The organism is Marinobacter sp. UBA5687 (assembly GCF_002420325.1).
GTDB classification, from domain to species: Bacteria; Pseudomonadota; Gammaproteobacteria; order Pseudomonadales; family Oleiphilaceae; genus Marinobacter; species Marinobacter nauticus.
In genome coordinates this window covers 16619-30834 of sequence record NZ_DIHV01000009.1, presented here as the reverse complement: position 1 = coordinate 30834, position 14216 = coordinate 16619, and the positions used below count along the sequence as shown (strand labels likewise).

The 14216-nt window shown below is 57.5% G+C and carries 13 protein-coding genes; 3 read left to right on the top strand and 10 right to left on the bottom strand.

Translation table 11 applies throughout. The annotated features are described in order from the left end of the window. From recJ to ffh, 10 genes are all read right to left on the bottom strand, one after another. Positions 1 to 1686 (bottom strand): single-stranded-DNA-specific exonuclease RecJ (recJ, locus tag B3Y70_RS00740; RefSeq protein ID WP_288589067.1); only part of this gene is annotated, 1686 nt, incomplete at its 3' end. A gap of 6 nt (positions 1687 to 1692) precedes the next feature. Further along, positions 1693 to 3093 carry a threonine synthase gene (gene thrC, locus B3Y70_RS00735; RefSeq protein ID WP_286893804.1) on the bottom strand — a complete coding sequence of 467 codons (1401 nt, stop codon included), beginning with the start codon at positions 3091 to 3093 and terminating at the stop codon, positions 1693 to 1695. 11 nt (positions 3094 to 3104) lie between these two features. Then, on the bottom strand, positions 3105 to 4406 hold the full coding sequence (locus tag B3Y70_RS00730; protein ID WP_113879870.1) for a homoserine dehydrogenase: 1302 nt from the start codon (positions 4404 to 4406) through the stop codon (positions 3105 to 3107). Positions 4407 to 4545: 139 nt separating this feature from the next. Further along, positions 4546 to 5280 carry a DsbC family protein gene (locus B3Y70_RS00725; protein WP_273029686.1) on the bottom strand — a complete coding sequence of 245 codons (735 nt, stop codon included), beginning with the start codon at positions 5278 to 5280 and terminating at the stop codon, positions 4546 to 4548. A gap of 83 nt (positions 5281 to 5363) precedes the next feature. After that, positions 5364 to 6269 carry a site-specific tyrosine recombinase XerD gene (gene xerD, locus B3Y70_RS00720; RefSeq protein ID WP_011785741.1) on the bottom strand — a complete coding sequence of 302 codons (906 nt, stop codon included), beginning with the start codon at positions 6267 to 6269 and terminating at the stop codon, positions 5364 to 5366. Between the two features lie 96 nt (positions 6270 to 6365). Continuing rightward, complete coding sequence (gene rplS / locus B3Y70_RS00715; RefSeq protein ID WP_011785742.1) at positions 6366 to 6722, bottom strand: 50S ribosomal protein L19; 357 nt, start codon at positions 6720 to 6722, stop codon at positions 6366 to 6368. A gap of 25 nt (positions 6723 to 6747) precedes the next feature. Further along, the gene (gene trmD / locus B3Y70_RS00710; RefSeq protein ID WP_286893802.1) at positions 6748 to 7506 is read right to left on the bottom strand and encodes a tRNA (guanosine(37)-N1)-methyltransferase TrmD; all 759 of its coding nucleotides are present in this window, start codon (positions 7504 to 7506) and stop codon (positions 6748 to 6750) included. A 3-nt stretch (positions 7507 to 7509) separates the two neighbouring features. Continuing rightward, on the bottom strand, positions 7510 to 8037 hold the full coding sequence (rimM, locus tag B3Y70_RS00705; RefSeq protein WP_286893801.1) for a ribosome maturation factor RimM: 528 nt from the start codon (positions 8035 to 8037) through the stop codon (positions 7510 to 7512). Between the two features lie 30 nt (positions 8038 to 8067). Beyond that, positions 8068 to 8307, bottom strand: coding sequence for a 30S ribosomal protein S16 (gene rpsP / locus B3Y70_RS00700; protein WP_286893799.1), 240 nt, complete (start codon positions 8305 to 8307; stop codon positions 8068 to 8070). 165 nt (positions 8308 to 8472) lie between these two features. Next, positions 8473 to 9858, bottom strand: a complete 1386-nt coding sequence (gene ffh / locus B3Y70_RS00695; RefSeq protein WP_273029690.1) for a signal recognition particle protein — start codon at positions 9856 to 9858, stop codon at positions 8473 to 8475. Between the two features lie 161 nt (positions 9859 to 10019). Here ffh and B3Y70_RS00690 point away from each other — a divergent pair, with 161 nt between their 5' ends. From B3Y70_RS00690 to B3Y70_RS00680, 3 genes are all read left to right on the top strand, one after another. Then, entirely contained in the window at positions 10020 to 10826 is an 807-nt protein-coding gene (locus tag B3Y70_RS00690) for a cytochrome C assembly family protein (protein ID WP_273029691.1), read from the top strand. A gap of 92 nt (positions 10827 to 10918) precedes the next feature. Further along, positions 10919 to 12199, top strand: a complete 1281-nt coding sequence (locus B3Y70_RS00685) for an HlyC/CorC family transporter (protein WP_011785776.1) — start codon at positions 10919 to 10921, stop codon at positions 12197 to 12199. 128 nt (positions 12200 to 12327) lie between these two features. Then, on the top strand, positions 12328 to 14216 hold a 1889-nt coding region (locus B3Y70_RS00680), incomplete at its 3' end, for a DUF1631 domain-containing protein (RefSeq protein WP_288589063.1).

The following is a 14216-nucleotide window of genomic DNA, read 5'->3' as shown; positions in this document are numbered from 1 at the left end:
CCCCCGGAACGTATTGGCATCCGGTTTGTAAACCACCCGCGCCCCACTCCGGGTAAAGTCCGGCACTTCCGGCCCGGTGTTGAAGGCGATGCCATCAATAATGCCGCCGCCCTCAACCGGCTGCAGCACCAGCTTCAGATGGTTCTCGCCGACAATCCGCTGGCTCACTACCCGGAATTCACCGTCAAACACCGGCTCGGGGAAGTGCTGGCCCCAGGGGCCGGCGCGTTTGAGCAGGTAGGCGGTGTCCAGGTTCAGCTCTTCCGGAGCCAGTGGGCCGTCAGTGGTGATGGCGGCTTCCAGGTCTTCCGGTTTCAACATGTCACGCACGGCCTGGTCGAAGGCGTTGCTGAAACGTTCGAGGTCGTCCCGGGCGATGGTCATGCCGGCGGCCATGGCGTGGCCGCCGTATTTTTTCATCAGGCCCGGATTCTTGGCGTCGACCACGGCCAGGGCATCCCGGATATGCAGGCCGGGGATGGATCGGGCAGAGCCTTTCAGGTGTTCGCCGTCGTCGTCGGGCGCAAAAGCAATGGTAGGGCGATGGGTCTGTTCGCGGATGCGGGCCGCCAGGATGCCGATCACGCCCTGGTGCCAGTCCTGATCGAACAGGGCCAGACCCCAGGGCAAGCCGTCAATATCGAGGGACATGGAGGCCAACAGGTCCTGGGCCTGGGCTTTCATGTCTTTTTCAATGGTGCGGCGTTCGCGGTTGAAGTTATCCAGTTCCCGGGCCAGGCGCAGCGCTTCGTCGCGACTGTCGGCGAGCAGACAGGCGATGCCGATACTCATGTCGTCCAGCCTGCCGGCAGCGTTCAGGCGCGGGCCAACCACAAAACCCAGATCGGTGGCGCTGATTTCGGTGTAGTCGCGGCCGGCTACTTGCAGCAGAGCCAGGATGCCCGGTCTGGCTTCGCCTTTGCGGATGCGGCGGATGCCCTGCTCCACAAAGATGCGGTTGTTATGGTCCAGCGGAACCACGTCGGCCACGGTACCCAGGGCCACCAGGTCCAGCAGGGCGCCCAGATTCGGCTCCGGGTCCGGCAGCCGGTTGTTGTCTCGCAGGTACTTACGCAGCGCCGTGAGCACGTAGAACATCACGCCCACTCCCGCAGCATTTTTGCTCAGGAACGGACAACCGGGTTGATTGGGGTTCACAATGGCATCGGCATCTGGCAACTCTTCTCCGGCCAGATGGTGGTCGGTGATAACCACTTTGATGCCTAACTCCCGGGCAGCACGCACGCCTTCGATGGCGGAGATGCCGTTGTCGACGGTCACCAGAAGATCCGGCAAATCCCCGTCTTCCTGCAACCGGTGGATGATGCCAGGTGTCAGGCCGTAGCCATCAGAGAATCGGCTGGGCACCCGGAAATCAATCGCCGCCACACCGAGCATTGACAAACCCAGCATAGCCACCGAAGTACTGGTAGCCCCATCGGCATCGAAGTCCCCCAGCACCATTACCCGCTGTTTCTGCACTATGGCCTCGGCCAGCAGTTCAACTGCGCGATCAATACCGCGAAGCTGCATCGGCGAAGCCAGGTGTTTCAGGGTGTACTGGAGCTGGTCGTCGGATTGCACACCGCGGGCGGCGTACAGACGGCGAAGGATGGGAGGCAGGTTTTGCCCCCACCCCGTCACATCGGACGGCTGGGGGCGACGCAGGATCTTTTTAGGAGTCATGCCGGATCAGGCGTTCTTCCAATGCTTGGCGATAAAACCCTGCACCTCGGACACGTTGTTATCCAGCACGGTGTAGCGCTCTTCCCGCTCGAACAGATCAGCCATGTGGGCCGGCAATTGCGGCTTCACGCTCAGGCCGGATTCGGCAATCGCATCCGGGAACTTGGCCGGGTGCGCGGTACCGAGGGTGATCATGGGCACAGCAGAGTCTCGGCGGCAGTTGCGGGCAGCGCGTACGCCAATGGCGGTGTGCGGGTCCAGCAGATATTCGTTGTGCTCGTAGACGTCACGAATGGTGTCGCAGGTAGTTTTATCGTCCACCGCATCGCTGTCGAACAGCTTGCGGGCGTGCTTCCAGCGGTAGTCTTCAATGCTGACAGGGCCTTTGGCTGCATTTTCCAGCAAGGCTTTGACCGCCGCGCCGTCACGGCCGTGCAGATCAAACAGCAGACGCTCGAAGTTGCTGGACACCATGATGTCCATGCTCGGCGACAGGGTATGCTCCAGCTGGTGCTGCTCATACTTGTTGCCGCTCATGAAGCGATGCAGGATATCGTTGCGGTTGGTGGCAATCACCAGCTGGCTGATGGGCAGCCCCATTTTCTTGGCCAGGTAGCCGGCGAAAATATCGCCAAAGTTGCCTGTGGGCACAGAGAACGCCATGCTGCGGTCCGGGCCACCCAGAGCGAGAGACGCCTGGAAGTAGTACACGATCTGGGCCATGATCCGGGCCCAGTTGATGGAGTTCACCGCCGCCAGCTGAGTTTTGCCGCCCAGGAAAGACTGATTGCCGAAGCTCTCCTTCACCATGCGCTGACAGTCGTCGAAGTTGCCTTTGACTGCGATGTTATGGATGTTGTCGCCCTGCACCGTAGTCATCTGGCGGCGCTGGACTTCAGACACTCGCTGATGCGGATGCAGGATAAAGATATCCACGTGCTCGCACCGGCGGCAGCCCTCGATGGCGGCAGAACCGGTATCACCGGAGGTGGCCCCCATGATCACAACGTGCTGGTTGCGCTTCTCCAGAACGTAGTCCAGCAAGCGGCCCAGCAGCTGCAGGGCAAAGTCTTTGAACGCCAGCGTCGGGCCACGGAACAGCTCCATCACCCACTCGTTGGTGTCCAGCTGAACCAGCGGTGCCACCGCCTGGTGGCTGAACACGCTGTAGGTTTCATCCAGCATCTTGCGGAAGTCGTCCGCCGGGATGGCATCCTCTACGAACGGATACATCACTTTATAGGCCAGCTCCGCATAGGGAAGCCCACGCCAGCTACGAATTTCTTCCAGGCTGAAGTGCGGCAACGATTCAGGCACATAGAGGCCACCATCGGTGGCCAGCCCGGTCAGAAGAACGTCCTCAAAGCCCAGTGCGGGAGCTTCACCCCGTGTACTGATGTATCTCACGTGCGTACCTGTCAGTTAAAGTTTTCTGCGCGAATACGGACAACCTTGCCATCGATGTCGGCGAGGGACTCCATCTCGTCAATGGCCAGGTTCATCTGGCGCTCCTGAACCGTGTGGGTCAGGATGATGACCGGAATCCGGCCATCCTTGAATTCGGATTCTTTCTGCATGATCGATTCGATGTTGATGCCATGCTCACTCAGAATGGCAGCGATCTTGGCCAACACGCCCGGATGGTCAAAGGCCTGAATACGCAGGTAATAAGCCGACTGAACATCTTCCATTGGCAGTACCGGCAGGTCTTCCAGGGCGTCCGGCGTAAATCCGAGGTAGGGAATGCGCTGCTGGCTGTTGCTGGCCACCGCACGGGCAACATCCACGATGTCTGCGATAACCGCTGAGGCTGTGGCCTCGTCCCCGGCACCAGGACCGTAATACATGGTCTGGCCAACGGCATCACCATCCACCAGGACCGCGTTAAGAACGCCATCAACCTGAGCAATCAAATGACTCTGTGGCACCAGCGTCGGATGCACCCGCAGTTCAATACCGTCTTCACGACGACGGGCGATGCCCAGGTGCTTCACCCGGTACCCCAGCAACTCTGCGTGGGAAATATCATATGGAGTAATACCGGAAATGCCCTCGGTAAAACCTTTCTCAAACTGAAGGGGAACGCCGAACCCGGACGCCGCCAGGATGGTCAGTTTGTGAGCGGCATCAATACCTTCCACATCGAACGTCGGGTCCGCTTCCGCGTAGCCCAGCGCCTGCGCTTCTTTGAGGACTTCACCAAATTCCCGGCCCGCGCGCATTTCGGTGAGAATGTAATTGCCGGTGCCATTGATAATGCCGGCAATGGTGTCAATGCGGTTGGCGGCCAGGCCCTCACGCACAGACTTGATTACCGGAATGCCGCCGGCAACGCCGGCTTCGTAGGCAACCACAACGCCGGCCTTCTCCGCTGCGTCGAAAATCTCATTACCGTGCACGGCAATCAGGGCCTTGTTGGCAGTCACCACATGCTTGCCGTTGGCAATGGCCGCCAGCACCAGCTCTTTGGCTGCGTCATAGCCACCAATCAGCTCTACCACGATATCAATGGAGGGATCGTTCACCACATCATAAATGTCGGTACTGAACGGGACATTGCCCAGATCAAGGTCATCGCGGCTATGGCGGCTTGCCACCCGGGCAATCCGAATGTTGCAGCCGGCACGACCCGCAATAATTGCGGCGTTGCGAGTCAGGACATTGAATGTACCGCCGCCTACGGTTCCCAGTCCGCAAATTCCGACATTGACGTCTTTCAAGCTCTCACCTCTGATCCCGATGGGGTGCTGATGGATTGCAATAAGGGGGCATAGTATACCGATTCAGGGCCGGCTGAATAAGCCCTGAATCGGTCACGCTTTCAACAAAGATGATGACTACCGGCGAACACCGACAGGGTCACAGAATACCGAGACCCTCGGCCAGATTTCGGGCCGGCACATAACCCCGAACCATATTGCCGTCTTCCAGCAAGATAGCCGGCGTGCCGGTCACACCAACCTGACCGCCGAGACGATACTGCTCTGCCACCGGGTTCTCACAACTCTTCTGCTCTACCGAGCGGCCCGCTTTGGCGGCATCCATAGCGGCCTGCTGATCGTCAGCGCACCAGACCGAGATATATTTATTGAAGGAGGCCGTACCTGGCCCGGAACGGGGAAACGCGTAGTAATTGACGGTAATACCGTACTCATTCAACTGGGGCACTTCATCGTGCAACTTCCGGCAATAGGGGCAATCGATATCGGTAAACACATTAACGACCGCCTTCTCTTTACCCTTGGCCGGATACGAAATCACGCCCTTGCCACCATAATCCGCCATCACGTCCTTACGGGAACCCGCACGGGATTCTTCAGTAACGTTGGCAATGCCGTTTTTGGTGATTTTCAGCAGATCGCCCGTCAGCAGATAGGTGCCGTCTTCCGTGGTGTAGATGGTGTCGCCGTTGTTGCTCTGAACTTCGTACAACCCTTTTGCCTCAGATTCGCGAACAGAGTTTACCTTGAGACCGGGAACCGCCTCGGTCAGCCGCTGGGCAATGCGGTCTTCGGCTTCGCCTGCCTGGGAGGCTGGCGCCCCGACCAGGGTCAGCGCCAGTCCAATGGACACTGCTACTGATTTGATGTTCATGAGCTTGAAACTACCTCTGTCGGTTTGTGTGGTGTCTGCGACACCGGAAAATCGGATTAGTTCAGCCTCCGGAGCGGCCGCAGTCAACCCCTGGGGTGGTGGGCCTGATGAAGATCCTGCAATCTTTGCCGCGCAACATGAGTGTAGATCTGGGTGGTCGACAGATCTGAATGCCCCAACAGCATCTGCACCACCCGAAGATCCGCCCCGTGATTGAGCAAATGGGTGGCAAATGCATGCCTGAGCGTATGAGGAGAAAGGTGCTTGGTGATTCCGCAGCGAATCGCATAATGCCGGATTCGATACCAGAAGGCCTGCCGGGTCATGGCGGTGCCACGATTGCCCGGAAACAGGGCATCACTGGTTTTGCCTCGCAGCAGCTCGCCCCGGGCCTGCCGCATATACTGTAATAACCAGTCCACAGCTTCTTCACCCAGCGGCACCAAACGCTCCTTGCCGCCCTTGCCCTGTATGCGAACCACGCCCTGCCTCAGGTTGACCTGGTCCACCGTCAGCCCCGTCAACTCCGAAACCCGAAGTCCGCAGCCATAGAGAATCTCCAGCATGGCCCGATCCCGCAATTCTACCGGCAGCTCCGGGTCCGGCTCAGTCAGCAGCGACTCCACGTCGGCCTCGGTCAGGGTATCCGGCAAGCGCCGGGGCAACCTAGGGCTGTCAATCCGCAACGTTGGGTCTTCGGCAATAATGCCTTCACGCAAAAGAAAACGATAGAAGCGCCTTACACCAGACAGGCGGCGGGCCGCCGTGCTGGTTTTCAGGCCGTCGGACAAGCCCCGCGACATCCAGGCCAGAAGATCTGTGCGTCGTGCGCTGCGCAGGGTTGGCGCCCCAGCTTGCTGCTCCAGCCACCCGGACAAACGGTACAGATCACTGGCATAGGCCTGCCGGGTTTTCTCGCCAAGGCCATCCTCAAGCCAGACCGCGTCACTGAAACGCTCTATCAACTGCTCATCTTCTGGCCTTGGCACAGCACCCTCTTCGATTCCGGAGTCATCGCAGGCATTAAACCATAAAAAAAGCAGCCCCTTGAGGCTGCTTTTTGGTACTGAACAGACGAATCTGAATCAGTTAAGCTTTTCCTTGATACGAGCTGCCTTACCAGACAGGTCGCGCAGGTAGTAAAGCTTGGCCTGACGCACGTCACCACGACGCTTCACACTGACGCTGTCGATCAGCTTGGAGTAGGTCTGGAAAGTACGCTCAACGCCCACGCCGTAAGAGATCTTACGAACAGTGAAGGAAGAGTTCATGCCACGGTTACGCTTGCCGATAACCACGCCTTCAAACGCCTGCAGACGCTCACGGTTACCTTCAGTTACGCGAACCTGTACAACCACGGTATCGCCCGGCGCGAACGCAGGGATTTCCTTGGTCATCTGTTCTGCTTCAAGTTGACTGATGATGTTGTTCTTGCCGCTCATCGTAATGCTCCTGATACCCAATCTTTCAATGCCCTGATGACTCAGAGGCACCCGGTTCGTTCAAAATTTCTTCCAGTAACTGACGCTCTTCTTCCGTAAGTTCCCGCTTTTCCAGCAGGTCGGGGCGCCGCTCACTGGTTCGCCTCAACGATTCTTTCAATCGCCAACGCCGGATCTGTTCATGGTGACCGCCCAACAGAACTTCCGGCACCGCCTGACCTTCGTAAACCTCGGGCCGGGTGTAGTGCGGACAATCCAGCAATCCGTCGGCAAAGGAATCCTGCTCTGCCGACTGCGCATGACCCAGCGCTCCGGGGATGAGGCGTGTTACCGCATCAATTACAGCCATCGCTGCCAGCTCGCCACCCGAGAGAACGAAATCCCCAAGGGATACCTCCCGGTCGACCTCTGCCGCAATCAGGCGCTCATCCACACCTTCATAACGACCGGCAACGAGAATCAGCTGCTGCTCGGCGGCGAGTGACTCCACCACCGACTGATCCAGCCTTTCACCCTGCGGCGAAAGATAGACCACACAGGCCTTGCCGGGTGCCGATGCCCTGGCCGCCTGGATTGCGTCCCGAAGAGGCTGAATTTTCATCAGCATCCCAGGACCACCACCATAAGGCCGGTCATCCACCGTGCGATGACGATCGTGGGAGTAATCCCGGGGATTCCAGCTCTGAAAGGTCAACAGACCTTCACGCACTGCCCTCCCGGTAATCCCGTAATCCGTCACCGCAGAAAACATATCCGGGAACAGACTGACTGCGCCAATCCACACCCCTCAGAACTCCGGATCCCAGTCAACCACCATGCGAGAGCCTTTGAGATCCACCTGCTGAACCACTTGATCCGGCAGATAGGGAATCAGACGCTCGCGCTGGTCAATAGAGCCCGCCGTAGCGTGCACCACCAGGACATCATTGGAGCCTGTCTCCAGAAGGTGATGCACCTTACCCAGGCACTCACCTTCTACCGTGAAGACATCCAGACCTTCCAGCTGATGCCAGTAGAACTCCCCTTCGGGCAGTTCCGGCAGTTGCTCGGTGGGAACCCGGATCTCCGCTCCGCAATAGGTGCGGGCTACTTCACGATCATCAATACCTTTAAGCCTGACGACGATCCCCTGCCCCTGGCGGCGACCTTCCTCAAGCCTGATCGGAATACGCCTGCCGTCCAGGAGCAGAGTCCAGTCACGGTAGTTCAGTATTCCGTCTTTCGGGTCTGTGTAAGAGAAGACCTTAAGCCAACCCTTTACCCCGAACACCGAGGTGATCCGGCCGATCACAGTTTCCTGCGAATTCTGCGTCATGCCTTTACAACCCCGGTACCAACAATGCTATTACTGAGCAGCCTTCAGCAGCTGAGCAACACGCTCACTGGTCTGTGCACCCTGGCCCAGCCAGAAATCAACGCGCTCACGATTAACACGCAGACGCTCTTCCTGACCACGGGCAATCGGGTTAAAGAAACCAACACGCTCAATGAAACGGCCGTCACGGGAGTTACGGCTGTCAGTGACTGTCAGATGGTAGAACGGGCGCTTCTTGGAGCCGCCACGAGCCAAACGGATTGTTACCATTTCGACCAATATCCTGTTCTGTTGTACGAACTTTGTACGATTCCCGACACACCGTTTCACGGCTGACGGGAAGACCCATACTCGAAAGGGGCGCTATTCTATGCGAAAAAAGCGCCAATGAAAACAGGGAAACCACCGGTTTCCCCATTTTATATGTAAGGCTTTTTACATACGGCCAAACGGAGGCATGCCACCACCGCCGCCGGGCGGCATCATACCACCCATACCGCGCATCAGGTTAGCAACCCCGCCCTTCTTGCCAAACTTTTTCATCATCTTCTGCATCTGCTTGTGCTGCTTGAGCAGACGGTTCACGTCCTGGATCTGGGTACCGGAACCGGCAGCAATCCGACGCTTGCGGGAATTATTGATGACATCCGGGTAGCGGCGCTCTTTTGGCGTCATGGAGCAGATAATGGCTTCCATCTGACCAACCGACTTGTCGTTAACCTGAGCCTGCGCCATCTGGGCCATCTGCCCCATGCCCGGCAACTTGTCCAACAGTCCGCCGATACCGCCCATATTCTTCATTTGCTGGAGCTGGTCGCGGAAGTCTTCCAGATCAAAACCTTTACCCTTCTTGATCTTCTTGGTGAGCTTCTCGGCTTTCTTTCGGTCCAGCTTGCGCTCAGCTTCCTCAATCAGGGAGAGCACATCCCCCATGCCAAGGATGCGGGAGGCAACACGATCGGGATAGAAAGGCTCCAGAGCGTCTGACTTTTCACCAATACCCAGGAACTTGATGGGCTTGCCGGTGATATGACGCACGGACAACGCCGCACCGCCACGGGCATCGCCGTCGGTCTTGGTCAGCACCACGCCGGTCAGCGGTAACGCGTCGTTAAATGCCTTGGCGGTATTGGCCGCGTCCTGGCCCGTCATGGCATCAACCACAAACAGGGTTTCAACCGGATTCACCGCCTTATGCAGGCGACCGATTTCACCCATCATCTGCTCATCCACGTGCAGACGACCCGCGGTATCCAGGATAACCACATCAATGTGCTTGCGGCGGGCAGCCTCGATGGCACCATTGGCAATATCCACCGGGTCCTGCTCGGTGGTGCTGGGGAAGAACTCAACGCCCACCTCACCGGCAAGCGTTTCCAGCTGACGGATGGCCGCCGGCCGATAAATATCGGCACTGACCACCAGCACGGACTTTTTCTCACGCTCTTTCAGGAAACGGGACAGCTTGGCCACCGTCGTGGTTTTACCCGCACCCTGGAGGCCCGCCATCATAATAACCGCGGGCGGACGCGTGGCGAGGTTCAGGGATTCATTGCCCTCCCCCATGACCCGTTCCAGCTCCTGCTGGACAACCTTAACGAAGACCTGGCCCGGGGTCAGGCTGCGCTGAACTTCCTGGCCAATCGCACGCTGACGAACGCCTTCAATAAAGGCCTTGACCACAGGCAGGGCGACATCAGCCTCCAGCAGTGCCATCCGCACTTCACGGAGCGTGTCCTTGATATTGTCGTCAGTCAGGCGCGCCTGGCCCGAGATCTTGCGCAAGCTACCGGATAGCCGGTCCTGGAGATTCTCAAACATGTTGCTCTTCCGTACCCCGGAGAATTTGTTCACACAGATCAAGAAGCCAGCTCGGCCTGCTTGATTCCTGTTGCATAATCGCGACATTATACCCAGACTACGGAGCCTCTGAACAACTCCGCGCCGATTTCACTTCATCAGGCAACACGATTAAGGATGTCATGGGAACGCTGATTCTCGCGGTTACCGCACTTTTCCTCTATAGCGTTGGAACCGCGCTTCAGGCCCTCCATTTACGTGGCAAGGTCCACAGCAACCTGGCGGTCACCACACTGATTGGCGTGCTTGCCCTGATCGGCCATGGCCTGCTCATTGCCCAGACCGTGCACCTAGACGGCGGCTTCGACTTCAGTTTCTTCAAGAGCTCCGTTCTGATCTCCTGGCTCATTGTCTTTCTGCTTCTGGGACTTAATCTGAGCAAACCCGTACAAAGCCTGTTCATTGCGGCCTATCCGATTGCAGCACTGACCATTGTCATGGCGTTGATTACCCACACGCCGTCTCGCCTGGTGTCCGAAGAAAGCTACGGCATGCTGTCTCACATTGCCCTGTCAGTCACGGCATACAGCATGTTTACCCTGGCAGCCATACAGGCGGTTTTACTTTACGTACAGAACCGGCAGCTCAAGCGCAACTACAACAGCCTGCTGGTAAGGAACCTGCCACCGCTGCAAACCATGGAGTCATTGTTGTTTGAAATGGTCTGGGCGGGCGTTGTGCTGCTGGTACTCGCCATTGTCACTGGCGCTGTTTTCATTGAAGACCTTTTTGCTCAGGATCTGGCCCACAAAACCATTTTTTCCCTGCTGTCCCTGCTGGTTTTTGTCGGACTGTTGGTAGGCCGCTACACCAAAGGCTGGCGCGGCATCACCGCCAGTCGCTGGACACTGGCAGGCTGCGCACTGCTGATGCTGGCCTTCTACGGCAGCAAGTTTGTTCTCGAGCTGGTTTTCCACCGGGGCGTCTGAGACCCGCCCCCCCTTACTGACCTAACCCGCTTGACACCTGTCACCTTCAAAACCTATTTTCGCAACTTATCCTCAATATAAGGGCTGCTCTCTTGAACGAAACATCGCTCACCGCGCTGTTTATTCTACTTGTCGGACTGATCATCCTCTCTGCGTTTTTCTCCAGCTCTGAAACCGGCATGATGTCCCTGAACCGCTACCGCCTGAAACACATGGCGAACACCGGCCACAAAGGGGCCCAGCGAGCGCAAGGCCTGCTTAACCGAACCGACCAGTTGATCGGCGTTATCCTGATCGGCAATAACTTCGTGAACATTCTTGCGTCATCGATCGCCACGGTCATCGCAATTCGCCTCTGGGGCGACGCCGGTATCGCAATTGCCACCTTACTGCTGACGATCGTTATCCTCATTTTTGCCGAGGTCACCCCGAAAACTCTCGCAGCCCTGTTCCCTGAAAAAATTGCCTTCCCGGCCAGTCATATTCTTGGGCCGTTGCTGAAACTTCTGTACCCGCTGGTATGGACGGTCAACCTGTTTACGACCGGCATTCTTCGCGTTCTGGGCGTCTCCTCGGCCCAGGCCTCGGAAGATCATCTCAGCCGTGAAGAACTCAGAACCGTGGTGAACGAGGCCGGCGCACTGATTCCGGCCCGGCACAAAGACATGCTGGTCAGCATCCTGGATCTGGAGAATGTCACCGTCAATGACATCATGGTGCCCCGAAACGAAGTCGTCGGCATCGACCTGGAAGACGACACAGACACCATCCTGCGCCAGCTCAGAAGCAGCCAACACACGCGGCTGCCTATCTTCAAGGGTGACATCAACAACATTCAGGGCATTCTGCACCTTCGCAGCGCGGCCAGACTGCTGCAGGAGGCAGACATCAACAAGGCGATGATCATGCAGCTGTGCCAGGAACCCTACTTCATTCCGGAGAGCACTGCGCTCAATACCCAACTACTGAACTTCCAGAAAGGCAAACGCCGGTTCGGCATTGTGGTGGATGAATACGGCGATGTACTGGGCCTGGCTACGCTTGAGGATATTCTTGAGGAGATCGTCGGGGAATTTACCACCGATTATGCCGCCACCTCGCCCGACATCATTCCCCAGGACAACGGCACCTTTATCATCGATGGCAGTGCCGCCGTGCGGACGATCAACAAGACCCTGGGCTGGCATCTGCCAACCGATGGCCCGAAAACCCTGAACGGACTGATCACCGAAACTCTGGAAAATATTCCGGACACCAACGTGTGTCTGAAAGTTGGCGGTCATCGTATTGAAGTCCTGCAAATCAAGGACAACGTGGTTAAAGCTGCCATTGTCCACCCCAAACGCAAGAAAAAGCGTGGTCGGAGTTTATGAACCTGATCGCAGGTTAGCGTTTATTCATGTTAATGCAGATCAAAATGCGCTAAATTTATCCAATAATCAGAACAGACAAGAATCAGGCTCGGTCATGTATCCGGTTGAGGCGTAAACAGGAGTCGGCCATGAACAAGCAGTCCGGCATACATTACCTCCGCGAGCACAGGGAAGCGGCAAGCACCCGACCGGTTCCTGCGGAGGTAGCCCGCATCCGCGACACCGTTGTTGCGGGGCTGGGTGATTTGTTGCAGGGGGCTTTCGATGCCGTCGATGATTCACTCTTCGAACTGGCCAACAATGCCCGCAGCAACAATGAACAAAACCGCTACTTCGAAGCCATGCGCGAGATTCGCATCAAGCGCAAGGGTGTAGAGCGTCATTTTCAGAATACGGTTGCCCAGTTCTTTGCCAACCCGCCCCATGCCGGCCAGCTTCCTTCAACCGAAGCCAGCCCGCAGGCCAGTGCCGACACTCTTTCGCTGGTTGGCAATGACGACCTGGAAGAACAGGTTGCCTTCAACGCCATGACCACCAAGGCCAAGGCGCACTTCCAAGGCCCTTTACTGCAATTGCAGGCCCGTTTTACCGAGATCTATCCGGACGCCACCGAGCAGGAGCCAGTCAACCCGATGGCACCGGAGCACCTGTGCAGCGCTTTTACCGAAGCGATTCAGGCCCTCGATATCCAGATTCGCGAACGGCTCATCCTGCTCAAGCAATTTGACCGTTACGTGATCTCCAACCTGGGCATGCTCCTGGATGAAGCCAATCGCATTCTGATCCAGGCCGGCGTTATCCCGAACTTCCGTTATCACGGCAAGAAGAACCAGAGCCAGAAGCCATCTGCAACGGCAGACAGCTCTGCCGAAAGCCCCAGCGAGGCGACTGCCGGCTACGATCAACGCCCGGAAGACACCGTACTGTTTGACCAGATCCGTCAGATGCTGGCTCTGCAAAGGTCCAATGCCGGCATGCCCCCACGCAGCGCCGATCCCTCTCTGAGAGTGGTCGGAGGCCGGGAACTGGCGGATATGCTCAACGCCATTCCGCTTCAGCAAAACTGGCCGGAAACAGACGACCTTAGCACGGGTGAGCCCGTAACCGTCGACCTGCGCCAGGTCGTTCAGCAACTGCTGGCCAAGGCCGACGCTCAAGATGGTCGCCAGCCCGCACTGAATGAAGTGGATGAAGATCTGATCAATCTGGTCTCCATGCTGTTCGAGTTCATCCTTGATGACTACAACCTGTCCGCCCCGGTTCAGGTGCTGATCAGTCGCCTGCAGATTCCGATTCTGAAGGTTGTGATCAAGGACAAGAGTTTCTTCAGCAAGGCAACCCACCCGGCCCGCAAGCTGCTCAACTCCCTCGCCCGCGCGGGCATTGGCTGGAGCAGCAGCGATGAGAAAACCCGAGACAAGCTGTACGGTCAGATACACAACGTGGTGCAACGAATCCTCAATGAATTCGATGGCAACATTCAGTTGTTCGAAACCCTGAACGAAGAATTTGAGCAATTCCTGGAGCGAGAAAACCGTAAGGCCTCCCTGGTGGAACAGAGAACACGAGAATCGGAACGTGGTCGCATCAAATCCCAGAAGGCCCAGGAAGAGGTGGACCGGCTGTTACGGGAAAAAGTATCCCGTTACCGGCTTCCGGACTCGGTCAGCGATATTCTGATGAATGGCTGGAGCCGGGTTATGTTCCTGGCCTACCTGAAGGACGACACCGAACACCGCTGGCACGAAACAGCACGGGTCGTGGATGACCTGATCTGGTGCCTGCACCCCCATGAAGAAGATGAAGAGCGTGACCAGTGGGTTCGGGTTGTGCCCGGTCTGTTGAAATCACTGCGGGCAGGACTTGAGGAAGTCTCCTACAACGCCACCCGGCTTGATCAGATGATGGGGCACCTGAAGCATGAGCTGGCTGAGGCCTTCCGGACCAACGCCGCCATCGAAGCCCGTCAGGATGCACCGTCGGATGCCGAAGACGAAGCCCCGACCGTGCACCAGAC